Raw genomic sequence first — 16,275 nt, 5'->3', positions numbered from 1 at the left:
TGATGTCCTTTTCCCGCCAGCGTCTCGGATGGAATGGCGTCATGCTGGTGTGCATGCGCTTGGACACGTTCACGGAACGCTTGCCGTTCAAGGCACCTCTCTGCCCGTCCAACCTGTTCGGTCACTTGATCGCCACCGCCGTTCCCGGCGTCGAGGAGTGGCGGGACGGCGTGTACCGGCGCTCATTGCGACTGCCTTTCGGTTGCGGGATCGCGGCTTTGAGGCCCTTGACCGATCACGTCGCGTGCACTTTGGAGCTTTCCGATCCGCGAGATTTGAGTACTGCTCTAGACCTTTGTCGGTTCCTGCTCGACCTCGACGCGGATCCGGTCGTGGTCGACAGCGCGTTGTCTTCCGACCCGTTGTTGGCACAACTGGTGTTGAGCGCGCCAGGACGTCGTGTCCCGCGCACGGTGGACGGTGCGGAGTTCGCGATCCGGGCAGTGCTCGGCCAGCAGGTGTCGACGAAGGCCGCGCGCACCCACGCCGCCCGTCTTGTGTCGCGTTACGGCACGTCGGTCGGGGACTTGTTCCTGTTCCCGCTGGAGTTCGACGTCTCAGAGCTCGCGATGCCGGCGTCGCGCCGCCGCACGATGGCCGCGTTGCTGTCCGCGCTCCAGTCCGGTTTGGACCTGTCTCCGGCGGCTGATCGGGTGGTCGCGCGCGAGTGGCTGACGACGTTGCCGGGCTTCGGCCCGTGGACTGTGGAATCGATTGCGATGCGTGCTTTGGGCGACCCGGACGCGTTCCTGCCCACCGATCTCGGAATTCGATTGGCGGCCAAGGCTTTGGGCCTGCCGTCGACGCCGGGGGCGTTGGTCAGGCACTCGGAGGTGTGGCGGCCTTGGCGTGCGTATGCGGTGCAGCACTTGTGGGCGACCGGTGATCACGAGGTGAACCGGATCCCGGCCTGAGCTGGACGCTCGCGTACATCGCCGCGGTCGACGGGTTCTGCACGAAACCGGGCAACGGCGGCGGATCCTGGGCAAACCGTTGCAAATCAACGAAAACGTCCAGCGCGGTGGCCGGGCGGTCCGCGGGATCCTTGGCCAGCAACCGCTGCACCACCGGGTCGAGGGTGCTTCTGGTGCTCGGTGGCGGTTCCTTCACGTGCTTGTCGAACACCGCGTACGCCGTCGGGCCGGTGAAGAGTTGTTCGCCGGTCAGCATCTCGTGCAGCACGCAGCCCAGCGCGTAGAGGTCGCTGCGCGGTTCGGCGGTGCCGCGCTGGATCTGCTCGGGCGCCATGTAGGAGGGCGTGCCGAGGATCTGGCCGGCCCGGCTGAACGGGGCGACGTCGCTCTCCTTCAGCAGCGCGAGGCCGAAGTCGAGCACCTTCACCGCGCCGTCCGGGCACAGCATCAGGTTGGTGGGCTTGAGATCCCGGTGGCAGATGCCGTTCTCGTGCGCCTCGGTGAGGACCGCGGCCGCCTGCGCCGCGATGTTCGCCGCCCAGGCCTGCGGCAGCGGGCCGAACTCGTGCACCAGGTCCGCGACCGTGACGCCGTCGACGAACTGCATGACCTGGAAGAGGCGCTGGTCGTACGTCCCGAAGTCGTACAGGACCGGGACTCCGGGGTGCTCCAGCCTGGCGACGATCCTCGCCTCGCGCGCGAACCGGTGCTGCACCTCGTCGTCGCTGCCCGGCAGCCGCAGCAGCTTGACCGCGACCCGGCGATCCAGGCGCAGGTCCCTGCCCCGGTGCACGGCGCCCATGCCGCCCCGCCCCAGTGGCAGGTCGTCGATCTCGTAGCGGTCGGCGATCAGCACGTGCGAAGCCTAACTGTCACGCCGGGCCGATCTGGCCGCCCAGCAGGCCCGCATACCCGAGCCGGACGAGGCCGGCGGCTTCCTGGAGGCTGTTTTCGAGTGCTTTGAGCTGCGCGAACGTCTGGCCGTAGCGGCGCTGCCCGGCGAGCGGCAGGGACGGCACCTGCGTCCGGCGCACGTCCAGGCGCGTGGATCCGGTGGGGGTGCGGGCGAACGCGGCGCGCAGCACACCTTCGAGGAAGTCCGGGTCGAGCTTGGCCGGATCGATCTCGTAGGTGGCGCCGGTGGGGGAGGTGACAACGTGGGCGCCGGGTGCGTTGCGGATCAGCTCGCCGATCGTCGTCATCGGTGGTGAGGCTTGTTCTCGCAGCTCAGGAAGGCTCGGGACGGCGAAGTTCGGTTGCTCGGCGAGGTAGGCCGTGGCGTCGGTGCGGCTGTGGCGACCGGGGCTGAGGTCGACGTCGTCGTCGAGCAGGTCGATGACGCGCGTGTTCGGCTCGATCGGACCGAACGACTCCAGCAGCGCGATCTGCTCGGGCACGCGGCCGATCGGGTTCCGCAGCAGCCACAGGTCGCGGCCCGGTTGCACGGTGATGACCGCTTTGATCGCCCCTGCCCGCAACAGGTTTCCGCGGATCCGCTTGCCCGGCCTGCGGTTCGCGGCGGCAGACGGGAGCAGCACCGCGACCTGGCCGCCCGGCTTGGCGAGCGACAGGCAGTGCTGCAACCAGGCCAGTTCCGGCTCACCGCGCGGTGGCAGCCCGTACGTCCACCTGGCGTCACCGACCAGCTCCTCGTGGCCCCACGTCCTGTCGTGCCACGGCGGATCGCACAGCACCGCGTCCGCCTTCTGGCCGATCCCGTTGTGCCGCAAGGAGTCTCCGGTGATGATCTGCGCCTTGGGCAGCCGGCGCCGCGCGATGACCGCCGACACCGGGTCGAGCTCCTGCCCGATCTTGTTGCGCGCCTTCGACGCCATCAGCAGGTTTCCGGTTCCACACGCCGGATCGATCACCGTGTCGCCGTCGACGGCGGCCAGGACGAGCTCGACGACCTCGGGCGGAGTCGGGTTGAGCAGCCGCGAGTGGGCCTCCAGATATCGCTCGTGCAGGAACTCGAACGTCTTGGCGTCCGTTTGAACGTTCGCGAGCGCTTCACCGAGCTTGAGGTCGTCGACGGTCCGCAGCTGCGTCCACAGCCGCTCGGCCGGAGACACCCGGAACGGCTTTCCGTTGCGCCGCAGCCATGCCTCGACGTCGCGCAGGAGGTACAACGGACTGGAGGCCGTCCCGCCGACCGGCGCCGGGAAGTCCTCGAACCGCCGCCGCCAGTTGGACACGGCCGCCCGCCCCACGTCGGCGAGGCGAGCGATGTCCCCGGCGTTGACCGTCTCATCCATGTTCACAACCGTATTGCTTGTGAACTCACTTCACAACTGATCTACTGGAGTCATGACACACGAGCTGCGCATCGCCGTGGCGACCGATCCTGGTCTTGTGCGCGAGCACAACGAGGACTCGGTCTACGTCCGCGCGGACCTGCAGGCCGTGGCCGACGGCATGGGCGGCCACGAGCACGGCGAGCTGGCCAGTGCCATGGCGGTGGACGTCCTGGCGACCTGGCAGGGCGACCTGGGTCCGGCGGTCGCCGAGATCGCGCGCAGACTCGACGCCGAGGCCCCGCAGGGCGCCGGCACCACGCTGACCGCCATGCGCTGGGAGGGCCTCGCCTTCCAGCTCGCGCACATCGGCGACTCCCGCGCGTACGTGCTGCGCGAAGGCGAATTACGCCAGATCTCCCACGACCACACCATGGTGCAAGCCCTCGTCGACGCCGGCCGCATGACGCTGGAAGAGGCCGCGAACCACCCGCGCCGCGCGTATGTGCTCAGGGCGTTGCAGTCCGGCAACTCGCACGACCCGGACCTGTCGTGGCACCAGGCGAAGATCGAGGACCGCTACCTGCTGTGCAGCGACGGCCTCACGGACTACGCGGACCTGCACGACGTTCACGACATCCTTTTGTCCACTGAGGACGGAACCGAGGCCGCGTGGCAGTTGATCGCGCTGGCGAACGGCAACGGCGGCCCGGACAACATCACCTGCGTGATCACCGACGTGGTCAAGAAGAAGTGGTGGCAGCGCTAGCTTTCTGATGAATGGAAACGGCCCCCGGCGCAACGCGCCGGGGGCCGCAGCTCTGGATGGGTGTTACAGGTTGGCCGGCATGCCCGACTCGTCGGCCGGAGCCGTCGAAGACCCGCTCAGCAGGTCCTTGACGATCTTGTTGGCCTCCTTGACCGCCGGCGTGATCATCTTGATCTTGATCTTGCCGTTGGTGAGCTTGCCGCCGACCTCGAAGGTCTTGTCCTCGTTCGGCAGCGGAACTCCCTGGCAGCCGGTGAACTGCTTGCGCGGGGTGGCGCCGGTCTGGAAGTAGAAGACGACCGGGTCGTCGAGGCAGTCCGTGTTGTACGGGAACAGGCCGTGCGAACCCTCGTTGTCGACGCTGATCAGCTTGGCGTTCGGCAGGTACTTCGCGGTGGCGAGGCCGCCCTCGTACGCGGTGGCGGCGTCGAGCTCCGCCTGCGCCATCAGGATGCGCGGGAACGTCTTCTTGTCCGGCGCCGGCTTCGAGTTCTTGGTCTGCCAGTACGCGCACAGCGGCGTGCTCATGAACGGCGCGATGAACGGCGCGTTCACGGTCAGGTCAGCGAGCCAGTAGTTCCAGTAGTGCAGGTTCTGGTTCCACTGACCGTCCTGGCAGCGGATCGCCTCGAAGGTGGCGTCCCAGGTCTCGACCTCGGCGGCCGCGGTCGTGGCCTTCACCGCGACGCGCTCCTTCTTGGCGATCGCGGCGAGCGCGTTCTGCTTGCCCTTGGCGATGAACGCCTTGTTCTCGTCGGTGAGGCCCGGCGTCGCGAGCATCTTCGAGACGAGCTGCTCGACCTTCTCCGAGTCGGTGCCCGTGGTCCCGGCGCCGATCACCGCGGACACGGCGGACGCGGCCGTCGGGTACTGGGTGGTGTCGTACATGGCCGGGATCACGAACCACGCGACGAAGAGCTGACCGATGAACTCACGGGTGCCGCCGGCCTTCTCCCAGTTGCGGCGGATCTCCATCGGGTCGGTGCCCTGGGCGTACGTGGCGTTGTTGCGCGCCATGTACGGCAGCAGCGCGTCCTGGAACTGGCGGTCGCGCGTGCGCGGCTGCAGGTCCCAGGTGTTCTCCAACGTCGTCTGCGAGGCGTCGACGGCCGAGTCGAGCAGCATGCGGTGGACCTTGTTCGGGAACACGGTGGCGTACCACGTGCCGAGCCAGGTGCCGTAGGAGTAGCCGATGTACGACGTCTTCTTCTCGCCGAGCAGGACACGGATGAAGTCCATGTCGTAGGTGGTCTGCTCGGTGGTGATGAACTTGGTCAGCGGGTTCTCGAGGCAGCCGTCGACCTTCGCCTTGTTCAGCACGTTGACGTCGGTGCTGTTCGGGACGGTGTAGCTGCAGGTGAGCGGCGTGGAGAGGCCGACACCGCGCGGGTCGAAGCCGATGAAGTCGTACTGGCCGGCGAGGACCGGGGTGCGCAGGGCCATCGCCGCGCCCCACGGCAGGCCGGAGCCACCGGGGCCACCGGGGTTGACCAGCGCGATGCCCTGACGGCTGGTGCCCTTGTAGGCGGTCTCGGTCTTGGAGACCCGGATGCCGATCGTGTTGCCGTCGGCCGGGTTGTGCCAGTCGCGCGGCACCTGGACGGTCGCGCAGGCCAGGCCCTTGACGGTCTTGAACTTCTTGACGGTCTCCTCGGCGACGCCGGGGAACGTGCACTCCTCCCAGGTGATCTTCTGGGTGGTCAGCGCGCCCGCGAGCTTGGCCGTGTCCGGGTCCTGCTGAGGAGCCGCGTTCGCCGTCGGCACGAGCACCGCGCTCGTCGCGATCAACGCTCCCGTCAGTGCGGCCAGCCCGCCTCTGAAGTACTTCCTCAAGGTCGATCCCCTATCTGCCCCCGCACGGCCGAGTGAGGCCGCGCTTGCATCAGGGGAGGAAGGGGATTTCCCTCGTTTGACACTCGTGAGCGGTGGCAGAAAGTCGCCATGTCCGGAAACTGTCACGAAAGGTGTTCACAGAGTGATGAACGACCCTCGCGTCGTGACTTGGGGTAACTAAAGCCAACCGCGGCGTGACGCTTGGACTCCGAGCTGGAACCGGGTCTGGGCACCCAGCAGCTGCTGCAGGCGGCTCACGCGCCGATGCACGGTCCGTTCGCTGATGCCGAGTTCGCGCGCGATCGCCTCGTCCGTCAAACCGGCGCTGAGCAGGGCCATCAGCCTCCGTGTCGCCGTCGTCGGCTCCTCGTGGGTGTCCTGCTGACCGCCAGGCGTGATCGACACCGCCATCCGCCAGAACGCCTCGAACAGCTCGATGAGCGCGCTCAGTAGCACGGACGGGTGAATGAGAAGTGCCACGACGTTCCCGCCCGTGACCGTCGGGACCGCGATCAACGCCCGGTCCGAGTCGGCGATCACGAGCTTGAGCGGCACCCCGGGGAACGCCCGCGCCTGCTCACCCACGGAGATCGACTCCTGCACCGACGCGAACCCGAGCTCGGTCTGCAGCAGCTGGGAGTCGTACACCACCCGGTACCCGACACCGCGGGCCAGCGCCGGAGGCTGCGCCGGACTCGCCTCCGGCTGCGGGCTGAGGTACGAACCGGGATCCAGCGCCCGGATCTCGGTCTGGGCCTGGCTCTGCATCTCCTCGAACGCGCTGATCACCTCGTCCGCGTCCTTGAGGACCTCGACGAAGTCGACCTCCTTCGTCTGGTGCTCGGCGTAGGCCCGCGCCAGCATCTCGGCCGTCTCCCTGGCCCGGACGGCAGCGGCCTCGTGACTCGACGCGATGGCCGCCAGCGCCGACCGCGGCGGCCGCACGTCGTTGTCCCTGACCAGTCCGAGCCGTTCGAGCTCCGCGTGCGCCGCGCCGGGTTTGCTCATCGCACCGCGCAGCATCGCCAGGTACAGCTGCTCGGCTTCCTGCGACAGCCCCTCGTGCACACGACTCCCCTCGGTGGTACTCCCGAAGGTACCTGGTCAGGCCTTTGCGGCGCGCCGCATCGCACCGAGGAACAGTGCGTCGAACCCGCGGTCGGGCAACACCCTGCGCGCGAACAGGATCGGCGCCGCGCCGAACCCGGCGGCGTACCTCGTCCTCGGCCTGCGTGCCCGCGCGGCCTTCACGATCACGTCCGCGATGACCTTGGGCTCGCTGCCGCGGTCGGCCTGCCCGAAGAACGCCGACAGCTGCCGCACCTGCTCGGAGTACGCGCCCTCGCCGGACCGCTTCTTGAGGTTGTCGACCGCGATGCCGCTCCATTCGGTCTTGATCGCGCCGGGCTGGATCACCACGACGTCGATCCCGAACGGCTTCAGCTCCAGCCGCAACGAGTCGCTCAGCCCCTCCACCGCGAACTTCGTCGAGTGGTACCAGCCACCGAGCGGCTCGTAGATCTTGCCGCCGATCGACGACACGTTCACGATCCGGCCACTCCGCTGCTTCCTCATGTGCGGCACGACCAACTGGACGAGCCGCGCCAGCCCGAACACGTTGACCTCGAACTGGTACTTGCCCTCGCTCAGCGGCACGTCCTCGAACGCCCCGTACGACCCGTAGCCGGCGTTGTTGACGAGCAGGTCGATCCGCCCGGTGTCGGCGATGACCTGCTTGACGCCCGCGACCATCGAGTCGTCGTCCGTCACGTCCATCTCCAGCACCCGGACACCCTGCTCGCGGAGGCCTTCCATCCGCTGCACCCGGCGCGCCGCCGCGTACACCGTGTACCCGGCTTTCTGCAGCTCAACGGCCGTGGACTCGCCGATTCCCGACGACGCTCCCGTCACCAGTGCGACCTTCATGACCCATCACTCCCTGACTAACCGGTTGGCTGGACTAACTAACTGTTTGGTTGCTAAGTCCAGGCAACCGCGGTCGTGCCCGCGTGTCAACCAACTAGTTAGTTGCTTCTACCAACCGGTTGGTTAGAATGCGGAGCGTGGTGAGGGACAAGGAAGCGACCAAGGGCAAGCTGCTGGAGGCGGGCCTCGACGAGTTCGCCGAGTACGGGATCGCGGGCGCGCGGGTCGACCGCATCGCGGCCAAGGCCGGGTGCAACAAGGCGATGATCTACGCCTACTTCGGCAGCAAGGAGGGGCTGTTCGAGGAGCTGCTGAAGATCCAGATCGACCGCATGATCCAGTCGGTCCCCATCACGCCAGACGACCTGCCCGGCTACGCGGGCCGGCTGTTCGACTCCTACCAGGAGCAGCCGCAGATCCTCCGGCTCGCGGCCTACCACCGGCTGGAGAACGGCTTCGACGTCGTCCCGGAGGCGGAAGCCGAGGCGTACCGGCACAAGGTCGAAGCCGTCGCGAAGGCCCAGATGGAGGGCAAGCTCACCGCGGCGTTCGACGCGCTGGAGCTGCTCGACCTGGTCGTGCACATGTCGATACTGGCGTTCAGCACCCCGAACGCGACCCGTGCGCTCGTGGAGAAGGCGGTCCGCAGGCTGATCGCCGAGTGATCAGCTCCGGCGCAGCAGGTAGGTGTCCATGATCCAGCCTTTGCGCGCACGAGCTTCCTCGCGCACCGCACGGATCTCCGCCGCGACGTCGCCGACCCGCCCGGACACCAGGATCTCGTCCGGCATGCCCAGGTACGCGCCCCAGTAGATCCACGTGTCGGGGTCGACGCCCTCGAACGAGTACTTCGCGTCCAGCATCACGGCCACGTCGTCCACATCGGACGGCCACCCGGCGGCCAGCCGCCGCCCGGTGGTGATCTGCACGGGCTTGCCCACCTGGTTCAACGACACGCGATGGCCGGCCGTCAAAGCCGCCACCGACGTCACGCCAGGGATCACCGAGACCTCGAACGACTCGCCGCGGCCGAGAAGATCGTCCAGGATCGCGAGCGTCGAGTCGTACAAGGACGGGTCGCCCCACACCAGGAACGCCCCGACCTCGTCCTCACCCAGCTCCGAGAGCAGCGAGAGGACCACGTCCGCGCGCGCCCGCCGCCACTTGTCGATCTCGGCGGCGTAGTCGGACGGGGAACGGTCGCGATCCGGGTCGCGGCCCTCGACCCAGCGGTACGGCCGCGTGACGTGCTCGGCCAGGATCGACGCGCGCAGGTCGACGAGCTCCTGCTTCACGGATCCCTTGTCCAGCACGAAGAACACGTCGACCGTCTGCAGCGCCTTCACGGCCTGCACCGTCAGGTGGTCGGGGTTGCCCGCGCCGATACCGATGACCAGGATCTTTCGCACGGCCACACACTAACCGAGCGCTGGAACCGGCTCCCGGACCCGAGCCAGGACCGCACCCAACGCCAGCAACCCGGCACCCTGTGCCACCACGAGCACCTGCGCGCCCAGCAGATCGCCGAACACGCCGAAGCTGAGGAACGCCACCGGGAAGGCGATGCTCAGCACCGCCGTCAACGTCGCGAAGAAGCGTCCCTTCACCGCGTCCGGCACGACCTGCTGGAACAACGTCAGGAACTTGACGTTGCACACCCCGAGGCAGCACCCGCTCAACGCCAGCGCCACCACGTAGACCGGCAGTGACACCACCACACCGGGCACCGCCAGGAACAACCCGAACAACGCCACACAGCCGGCGCCGAACGAGGTGATCGAGCCGCGCACCGGGATCCGCGGGGCCAGCAGCGCGCCGCAGATCAGCCCGAGCCACACCGCGGACTCCAGCAACGCCAGCGACCCGGCACCCGCGCCCAGCACGGACTTCGTGTACAGCGGCAACACCAGCACGGTCGGCGCCGAGAAGAAGTTGACCCCGGCGAACACCAGCATCACCGGCTTCACGCCTGGCAATGTGCTCAGGAACGCCCACGTGCCCCGCTCGCCAGGAACACCTGGCGAAGACGGGAACCGCGCCATCAGCAAGCAGGACACCGAGATCAGGTACGTCAGAGCGTTGACCGCGACGGCACCCTCGAAACCCGCCGAGGCGAGCAGCACCGCGCCGAAGGCCGCTCCGGCGAAGTTCGCGACGGGCTGCGTCGACGAGCCGTAGCTGACCGCACGCGGCACATCGGCAGGAGAAACCAGCTCTGGCAACGCCTTCATCAACGTGGGGTCGAAGAACGCCTGACAGGTCGCCAGCACCAGCCCGACCACGTAGACGCTCCACACAGGAGGGTCGCCGATCAGGACCAACGACGTCACCGCGAGGAACGCCACCGCCTCGGCCCGCAGCATCACGGTCCGCGACGGCATCCGCGAGATGAGCCGGCCGATGTACCCGACGAGTGTCAACGACGGCAGCACGCCGACGACGAGGAACGCCCCGGCCGCGAGCCCTCGTGACGACGCGGGCAGCTGGTCCAGCAACCACCACAGCAACGCGATCTGGTACAGCCGGGTGCCGCCCTGCGACAGCACCTGGCCGAACCACACCAGCCGGAACGACCGGGTCAGCACGGGCGTTCGTCGATCAGCCGCAGGGTCTTGCCACTGCGGGGGTTGACCTCCAACGCAGATACCCACTCCAACGCCAGCGGAGCCACCGTCCCGCGCCCGGCCTGCAGCTCGAACCGCGGGCTGATCACGTGGACCTGCTCCCGGACGGCATCGAGAACATCCTGTGCGGCACCGGCGATCCGCAACACCAGCTGATCCCGCGCGTCCACCCGCCGAATCACGACCTGAACCCCGTTGTGCACCACACCGGCACGGTCGACCGCGGCCCGCAGGTGATCCAGGTGCAGCGTCACCGGCCCGACCCGCGCACCCTCGTCGGCACGTCCGAGCAACCGGAAGATCCCGTCCTCGGCGTCGACCCACTCGGCCAGATCGCCGACGGGATAACGGATCATCGGCTGCAACCGACGGGTCAGGTCCGTCTGCAGCAACCGGCCGGGCTGACCTGGCGCGGTGATCGGGCGGCCGGTGTCGACGTCGACGATCTCCAGCACCGAACTGTCCACAAAGGCCCGGAACACCCTCGGGTCGTCCAACCCGAGCACAGCCGTCCCGATGATCCCGCCGTCCACGCTGCCGTAGACGAACGACCGGAACTCGGCGTGCGGAAACGCCGAAGACAGCAACGCCCGCTGATCGTCGTACAGGGCCTCACCGCTGAAGAGGATCAACCGCACCAACGGCAGTGAGCCGACCGAGGCCACCACGTGAGCAGCCAACCGGCACAACGTCGTCGGGAAGCCGGCGACCACGTTGGCGTCGAAGTCCCGCATCGTCGACAGCGTGAACTCGACCGGAGCGCTGCCGGTGACCGGCAGCTGCACCAGGTCGATCGGCGAGCGCTGCAGCGCGTTCAGGGCGAAGATGAAGCTGGAGTACAGCTCCCCGGCCGCGAAGAGGTTCGCGATCCGGTCACCGTGCTGAAGACCGGCCGCGGGAAGCGTTTCCGCGTACGTGCGGCACATCGTGTCCCACTCCTCGTTGGTGTAGAAGGACACCCGGGGAGCCTTGGTCGTACCGCCGGTCTTGAAGATCAGCCCGTCGGTGTGCGCACGGGTCAGCACCTGGTTGTGGCGGATGGTGTTCGCGGCCCAGAACGCGGCCTGGTCGATCACCGGCAGATCAGCCAGCGACGAGCCCTCGACGCCGTCGTACAGCTCCTGGTAGAACGGGGAGTGCGTGCGGGCGTAACAAATCAGGTCGAGCACGGACACGTTCACACACTCCTGCTGCTGCGCTGGTCGACGACCGCGATCAACTTTCCACTGCTGCGAGTCCGCAAGAAGTCCGCGAGCGGTACGTTCTCCACCCGCACGGTCAGCAGCTCGTCCTGCTGGACCGCCTCCGCGACCTCGGCATAACGCGACAGCAGCATGATCTGGCTGGCGGCGGGCTCGGGCGCACGGCCGCGTTCCATCCGCACCACCAGCTCCTCGCCGGACGAGGATTCGTTCAGCTCGATCTGCAACGCGCCGGCGTAGCTGAACTCGTCCTCCAGGATCGTGAGGAACCGGCGGTAGTTCAACGTCTGCGCGGCCGCCCGGAACACGTCACCGGTGCGCCCCAACAGCTCGAACCGCGGCGTGCGACGGCCACAGGCGCACTCGCCGGGAACCCAGCGGCCGAGATCGCCGATCTCGTAGCGTTCCAGGCGCTGCCCACGTCGCGTGTGCGTGGTGAAGACGAGCCTGCCGGGTTCGGCACCGGAAACAGGACGATCGGACTCGGGGTCGAGGATCTCCAGCGTGTGCAGGCCGGTGAACAGGTGGTGCACCTTGCCGGACGACGCCTGGCACTGGTAGCCGACCGGCCCCGCGTCGACCGTGGCGTACGCGGCCGAGCGGATCGTCTCGACGCCGAACTCGTCCCGCAACCGAGCGATGGCCTGCGCACCGAAGTGCTCACCCGCGTAGAAGATCTTGCGGATGCCGCCGTACTCCTTGAGCATTTCTCCGTGCTCGGCGAAGAGCCGCTGCACGAACGAGGGTGCGGTGAGCAGCGTGTCCACGCGGTTGTCCACAATGGCCTGTGCGATAGCGTCGAGCTGGCCCCACTCGCCACCCATCGGGAACTGCACGGCGTTCATCCGCTCCAGGGCGGAGAAGAAGCTGACGAAGCTCGCGTACATGTGCCCGTTGAAGAACAGGTTCATGATCCGGTCGTGCCGCGGGTCGAGCCCGGTGGCGAGCAACGCCTCGGCGCCGACCCACATCTGCTCGTCCCAGTCCGCCCAGGTGTACGCGGACAGCTTGGGCGCGCCGGAGCTGCCGCCGCTGCGGAAGTACACGTCCGCCGGGCGGTCCTGCAGCGTCTCGAAGTCGGACTTCGCCGTCACCGCGACCGCGGGCACCGGCAGCTGACGCGACTCGGCCAGGTCGTCCAGGGACGCGTCGGCCGCGAACCTGTCGTCGAGCTGCACGGACACCCGGTTGCTGTAGCGCTGCAACGCGTACACGCCGTCGTGCGGCTCACCGCTGTATCCGCCGAGCATCGAGCCGGGGGTGGTGATCCGCTGCACGCCAACGGAAACGAACGACCGTGCCAGCAGAGCCACGTCGGGCCGCTCGGCCGCGAGCCCGACGGTCTGCAGGTAGCGGCGCATCGGCCGCAGCACGGAGGTGATCTCCTTGCGGGGCAGCGGCTTCACCCACACCGTCCGGTACAGCGGTGACGTGCGCAACGCCGGCCGCACGTCCGCCAGCACGCGCCAGCGATCGCCGGTGTGCACCTTGGTGAGTCCGAGGTGTTCTTCCAGCTGGGCGACGACCACGGTGTTCGTGATCTCGGCCCACTCCGCCTGCGAGGGCTCGCGGGTGAGCGGTCCGGTCAGCTCCAGCACGGAAGCGAACCGCTCGGCGAACGCGAACACCTGCGCCGGGTCCTCGGTGTCGAGGTAGATCACCTGCGGGCTGGAGCACGCCTGCTGCTCCAAGGCGCAGATGTCCGCGGCCAGCGCGTGCAGGGTGTCCACATCGGACCAGGAGTCGCGGGTCAGGTAGGCGAACGACAGCTTCGGACCCCAGTCGATCACCCGCGCGCCGGGCCGGACGAGCGACGCGACGCCGTTGATCGCCTCCTCGCCACCCCAGACGGCCACGGCGTCGGCCGCGCCGAGCATGCGGGTCATCCAGTCGGTGTTGCCGGAAGAAAACCGCAGCACGATCAGACGGGCGGCGATCTGGCCGGTGTGGTCGTGCGAGGCCAGCGCGGCGAGCACCTCGGCGGTGAAGCCGGAGTCGTCGCTCGCCACCTTGATGACGTTGAGGTTGCCCGACAACAGGCCCTCGACGGCGCTCAGCACTCCCGCTGCGGGCGCGTTGCCCGCCGTGACGTGGGCGAGCAGCCCGAGCGGCACCCAGGCCTCGTACGTGGGCGTGCGGAAGTCGAACCGGACCATCCGCGCCGGGTCGAGGTTGCCGAGCTCTCGCTTGAGCTTGCGCTCCAGCTCAGGGCGACTCAACGCGTGCCGCAACGCGTCGAGCGTCTCCTCGATCTCCATCTCGTCGAGTCCCCACGACGCCAGCGAGGAGCGGTGGTCGTCGAGGACCAGCTTCTCGGCCGCCGCGAGCACCACGAGCGGGCTCAGCCGCGGGCCGGTGACGACCTGCTGGGTGCGGTCCTCCAGGGTGTCGAGCCGGTGCGCGACCGAGTCGTCGTCGACCCACTCGCCCTGCCAGAAGTGCCTCATCAATTACCCTTCAAGAGTTCTGCGGCTGCGATGGCGCAAGATCGGTTGCGGGAGACGCCGGCGCGGCCGAGGATCTCGAACCACGGGGTCTCGTTGCCGCAACCGCACTCCTCAGGTGCGTGCAGTGCGGCGAGGTCACCCATCAGCACGCTCTGCGCGGGTGCCGAGGTGATGTACGGGGAGACGAACTGGATGTAGCCGGATTCGCCGTACGGCAACGGTTCCAGCGTCCGGACGTCCCTGACGATCGCACGTGACCAGGTCGGCACGTGCAGGTTGTGGTGGGAGCACTCGACGTAGGGCACGGAGTGCTCGACCGAGCCGTAGCTGTCGCGGATCCGTGCGTCCGGGATGCCGAGCATCTCGGTGACCTTGGCGCGCAGCTCTGCCTTGGAGATCTGCTTGTCGGCGTTGCCCTTCCAGCCGCCGCCGAACCACACCAGCGAGCGCTCGTTGAGCCTGATCGGCTCGACTCCCATGGCGCGCATGCGGTCGAGGGTGAAGCTGAGGAACGCGGGGAAGCCGAAGATCCGCACCGGCAGCCCGCTGTCCGCGAACTGCTGCAGCGCGCGGATGCTGCCGAACGCGTCGAACTCGTGGCCGGTGCCGGTGTGCGCGAGGCCGTAGTCGACCGACCGCACGGGCGCGAAGTCGGTCATGAACTGCCCGGTGAACGAGCTGCCGAGCTTGACGTCCGGCGCCGGCTGGTTGAGGTTGATCAGGTAGTGCACCGGCTCGGTGTCGTCGATGAACCCGTTGTGGTCGTAGATCCGCGCGACCATCCGCTGCCCGGCCCGCAACGTCCAGGCGTCCCAGAACATCTGCGACTTCTGGCCGGTCGTGCCGGACGACGTGGCGTGCACGACGACCTCGTCGCGCGGCACGGACAGCACCTCGTGCATTTTGAAGAAGTTGGCGTGCACGTACGGCTGTTCGGTGATGTCCTTGAGTGGCTTGCCGTTCCACAGGCTGCGGAAGAAGTCGTTGCGCGACGCGTGCCACCTGTTCGACTCGTTCATGGCCTCCAGGAACAGTTCTTGGTCGCTGTGGTCGTACGGCGCCGCGATGTCGCACAACTGCTGGACGGCACCGAGAGAGGAGTCCGGCACCGTTGCCGGACCGAGGTGCGGGTTCATGCGCGAAACACTCCGTTGGTGTTGAGGAACTTCTGCGTCCACAGCTCGATGTACTGCTCGGTGAAGGGCCGGAACGCCTCGTCGATCGTGAGCCCGCGGAAGTCGGGCGGTTGCGGCGTGTGCACCATGACCACGTAGTCGTGGTAGCGGTCGCCGTCCCTGCGCATCGCCGGGTAGAGCGCGACCGGCAGGAAACCGAACGCCAGCAACGCACTCAGCTCGTCGAACTCGTGCAGCGGCACCAGCGTCTCGACGTGCGGCGCGCCCATGCCGGTGAGGGTGTCGATCACGCCGGCGAGGTGCGGGATGATCGTCTGCGGGTTGGGCGTGGCACCGAAGATCGTGCAGTAGCCGTCGTGGCGGTTGAGGTGGCCGTAGATCTGGTACTCGCCCTGCTCGTCGGCCAGCAGCACGTTCGGCTTGTGCAGCGGGTAGAACCGGCGTGCGGGGTCGTTGATGGTGTGCTCGAAGTGCCGCTGCACGAACTGCGGTGCCTCGACGATCTCGAGTCGCGACGGTTCGGCCTCGGGGAGGTCCGCGCCCTCGACGAACTCCGGCAGGTGCGGCAGGCCGATCGTGCGGTGCGTTGCGGTGACGAGCTTTTCCAGCTGCTTCGGCACTTTGTGCACCTCGGCGCGTTGCTCGAGCACGCCGTCACGGTGCTTGGCCAGCAACGCCATGGTCTCCCGCTTGGCGTGCTTGAAGAGGTTCGGCACGAGCCCGAGCGCGTGGAATCCGTTGCGCAGGCACACTCTTTGCGGCGCGATGTGGATGGTGCGAGCCGTGCCGTAGACGGAGTCGACGTCACCGGTCGCGAGCATGCGGCCGGTGATCTGGCCGACCGCGTGGTGCGCGATGCCGCCACCCTGTGCGGCCGGGTCGACGACCAGCCCGGCGATCTTGCCCAGGCGGTCCTCGTGCTCGATGTGCCCGGTGATCGAGGCGACGACGCGGTTCTCGTCGCGCCACACCAGCCACGTGGTGCCCCTGGCCTCGATCTCGGCCGCCATCACCTCCGGGTCGGTGCCCATCGCGATGGGGTAGTTCGCGCCGTGCGCCCGCCGGTACAGCCTGAGCAGGTCGTCGATGTCGTCGAGTCGAGCCGGCTCGAACGCGGGTGCCACTGCACTGCCTCCTTCTGTTTCGGGCGCACACGAAATAAGCCGCGGACGGCTTCTGGTGAATGCGAG

General features: G+C 68.0%; 14 protein-coding genes. 3 read left to right on the top strand and 11 right to left on the bottom strand.

The annotated features are described in order from the left end of the window. Positions 1–53 precede the first annotated feature (53 nt). Complete coding sequence (locus UK23_RS50170) at positions 54–914, top strand: DNA-3-methyladenine glycosylase family protein (RefSeq protein WP_231114491.1); 861 nt, start codon at positions 54–56, stop codon at positions 912–914. Here UK23_RS50170 and UK23_RS13125 read toward each other — a convergent pair. Further along, the gene (locus tag UK23_RS13125; protein ID WP_082114615.1) at positions 820–1,770 is read right to left on the bottom strand and encodes a serine/threonine-protein kinase; all 951 of its coding nucleotides are present in this window, start codon (positions 1,768–1,770) and stop codon (positions 820–822) included. The genes UK23_RS50170 and UK23_RS13125 overlap by 95 nt on opposite strands. 16 nt (positions 1,771–1,786) lie before the next feature. Continuing rightward, the gene (locus UK23_RS13120) at positions 1,787–3,169 is read right to left on the bottom strand and encodes an N-6 DNA methylase (RefSeq protein WP_052684628.1); all 1,383 of its coding nucleotides are present in this window, start codon (positions 3,167–3,169) and stop codon (positions 1,787–1,789) included. Positions 3,170–3,221: 52 nt separating this feature from the next. Here UK23_RS13120 and UK23_RS13115 point away from each other — a divergent pair, with 52 nt between their 5' ends. After that, a complete protein-coding gene (locus tag UK23_RS13115) occupies positions 3,222–3,917 on the top strand; it encodes a PP2C family protein-serine/threonine phosphatase (protein WP_045311748.1) in 696 nt (231 codons plus the stop codon). A 63-nt stretch (positions 3,918–3,980) separates the two neighbouring features. Here the strand turns inward: UK23_RS13115 and UK23_RS13110 are convergent, their stop codons facing one another. From UK23_RS13110 to UK23_RS13100, 3 genes are all read right to left on the bottom strand, one after another. Then, positions 3,981–5,750: an alpha/beta hydrolase gene (locus tag UK23_RS13110; RefSeq protein WP_231114490.1), complete on the bottom strand. Its 1,770-nt coding sequence runs from the start codon at positions 5,748–5,750 to the stop codon at positions 3,981–3,983. A 177-nt stretch (positions 5,751–5,927) separates the two neighbouring features. Next, on the bottom strand, positions 5,928–6,818 hold the full coding sequence (locus UK23_RS13105; RefSeq protein WP_231114489.1) for a helix-turn-helix transcriptional regulator: 891 nt from the start codon (positions 6,816–6,818) through the stop codon (positions 5,928–5,930). Between the two features lie 36 nt (positions 6,819–6,854). Continuing rightward, complete coding sequence (locus UK23_RS13100) at positions 6,855–7,676, bottom strand: oxidoreductase (protein ID WP_045311747.1); 822 nt, start codon at positions 7,674–7,676, stop codon at positions 6,855–6,857. 137 nt (positions 7,677–7,813) lie between these two features. Between UK23_RS13100 and UK23_RS13095 the strand changes: the two genes are divergently transcribed. Beyond that, positions 7,814–8,341 carry a TetR family transcriptional regulator gene (locus UK23_RS13095; RefSeq protein ID WP_045311746.1) on the top strand — a complete coding sequence of 176 codons (528 nt, stop codon included), beginning with the start codon at positions 7,814–7,816 and terminating at the stop codon, positions 8,339–8,341. On the opposite strand, the gene cobF is transcribed toward UK23_RS13095, so the two are convergent. From cobF to UK23_RS13065, 6 genes are read right to left on the bottom strand one after another with little or no spacing between them, the layout of a single operon-like run. Next, positions 8,342–9,085, bottom strand: a complete 744-nt coding sequence (cobF, locus tag UK23_RS13090) for a precorrin-6A synthase (deacetylating) (protein WP_045311782.1) — start codon at positions 9,083–9,085, stop codon at positions 8,342–8,344. A 9-nt stretch (positions 9,086–9,094) separates the two neighbouring features. Then, a complete protein-coding gene (locus tag UK23_RS13085) occupies positions 9,095–10,261 on the bottom strand; it encodes an MFS transporter (protein ID WP_045311745.1) in 1,167 nt (388 codons plus the stop codon). Then, a complete protein-coding gene (locus tag UK23_RS52625; RefSeq protein ID WP_045311744.1) occupies positions 10,255–11,481 on the bottom strand; it encodes a phenylacetate--CoA ligase family protein in 1,227 nt (408 codons plus the stop codon). Before UK23_RS52625 ends, UK23_RS13085 begins: the two co-directional genes overlap by 7 nt. After that, a complete protein-coding gene (locus tag UK23_RS13075; RefSeq protein ID WP_045311743.1) occupies positions 11,478–13,949 on the bottom strand; it encodes an acyl-CoA reductase in 2,472 nt (823 codons plus the stop codon). Before UK23_RS13075 ends, UK23_RS52625 begins: the two co-directional genes overlap by 4 nt. After that, positions 13,949–15,085, bottom strand: a complete 1,137-nt coding sequence (locus UK23_RS13070) for an acyl-protein synthase (protein ID WP_045311742.1) — start codon at positions 15,083–15,085, stop codon at positions 13,949–13,951. Before UK23_RS13070 ends, UK23_RS13075 begins: the two co-directional genes overlap by 1 nt. Further along, entirely contained in the window at positions 15,082–16,209 is a 1,128-nt protein-coding gene (locus tag UK23_RS13065) for a GNAT family N-acetyltransferase (RefSeq protein ID WP_045311741.1), read from the bottom strand. Before UK23_RS13065 ends, UK23_RS13070 begins: the two co-directional genes overlap by 4 nt. Positions 16,210–16,275 lie beyond the last annotated feature (66 nt).

Origin of the sequence: Lentzea aerocolonigenes (genome assembly GCF_000955955.1) — a bacterium.
Taxonomy (GTDB): Bacteria; Actinomycetota; Actinomycetes; order Mycobacteriales; family Pseudonocardiaceae; genus Lentzea; species Lentzea aerocolonigenes_A.
This window is presented reverse-complemented; position numbering and strand designations above follow the sequence as displayed.

What these genes read in the sequence shown, in the direction of transcription:
- UK23_RS13070 (WP_045311742.1), bottom strand. Translation starts at nt 15,085, where the DNA reads ATGAACCCGCACCTCGGTCCGGCAACGGTGCCGGACTCCTCTCTCGGT.
- UK23_RS13120 (WP_052684628.1), bottom strand. Translation starts at nt 3,169, where the DNA reads ATGGATGAGACGGTCAACGCCGGGGACATCGCTCGCCTCGCCGACGTG.
- UK23_RS13100 (WP_045311747.1), bottom strand. Translation starts at nt 7,676, where the DNA reads ATGAAGGTCGCACTGGTGACGGGAGCGTCGTCGGGAATCGGCGAGTCC.
- UK23_RS13115 (WP_045311748.1), top strand. Translation starts at nt 3,222, where the DNA reads ATGACACACGAGCTGCGCATCGCCGTGGCGACCGATCCTGGTCTTGTG.
- UK23_RS50170 (WP_231114491.1), top strand. Translation starts at nt 54, where the DNA reads ATGCGCTTGGACACGTTCACGGAACGCTTGCCGTTCAAGGCACCTCTC.
- UK23_RS13075 (WP_045311743.1), bottom strand. Translation starts at nt 13,949, where the DNA reads ATGAGGCACTTCTGGCAGGGCGAGTGGGTCGACGACGACTCGGTCGCG.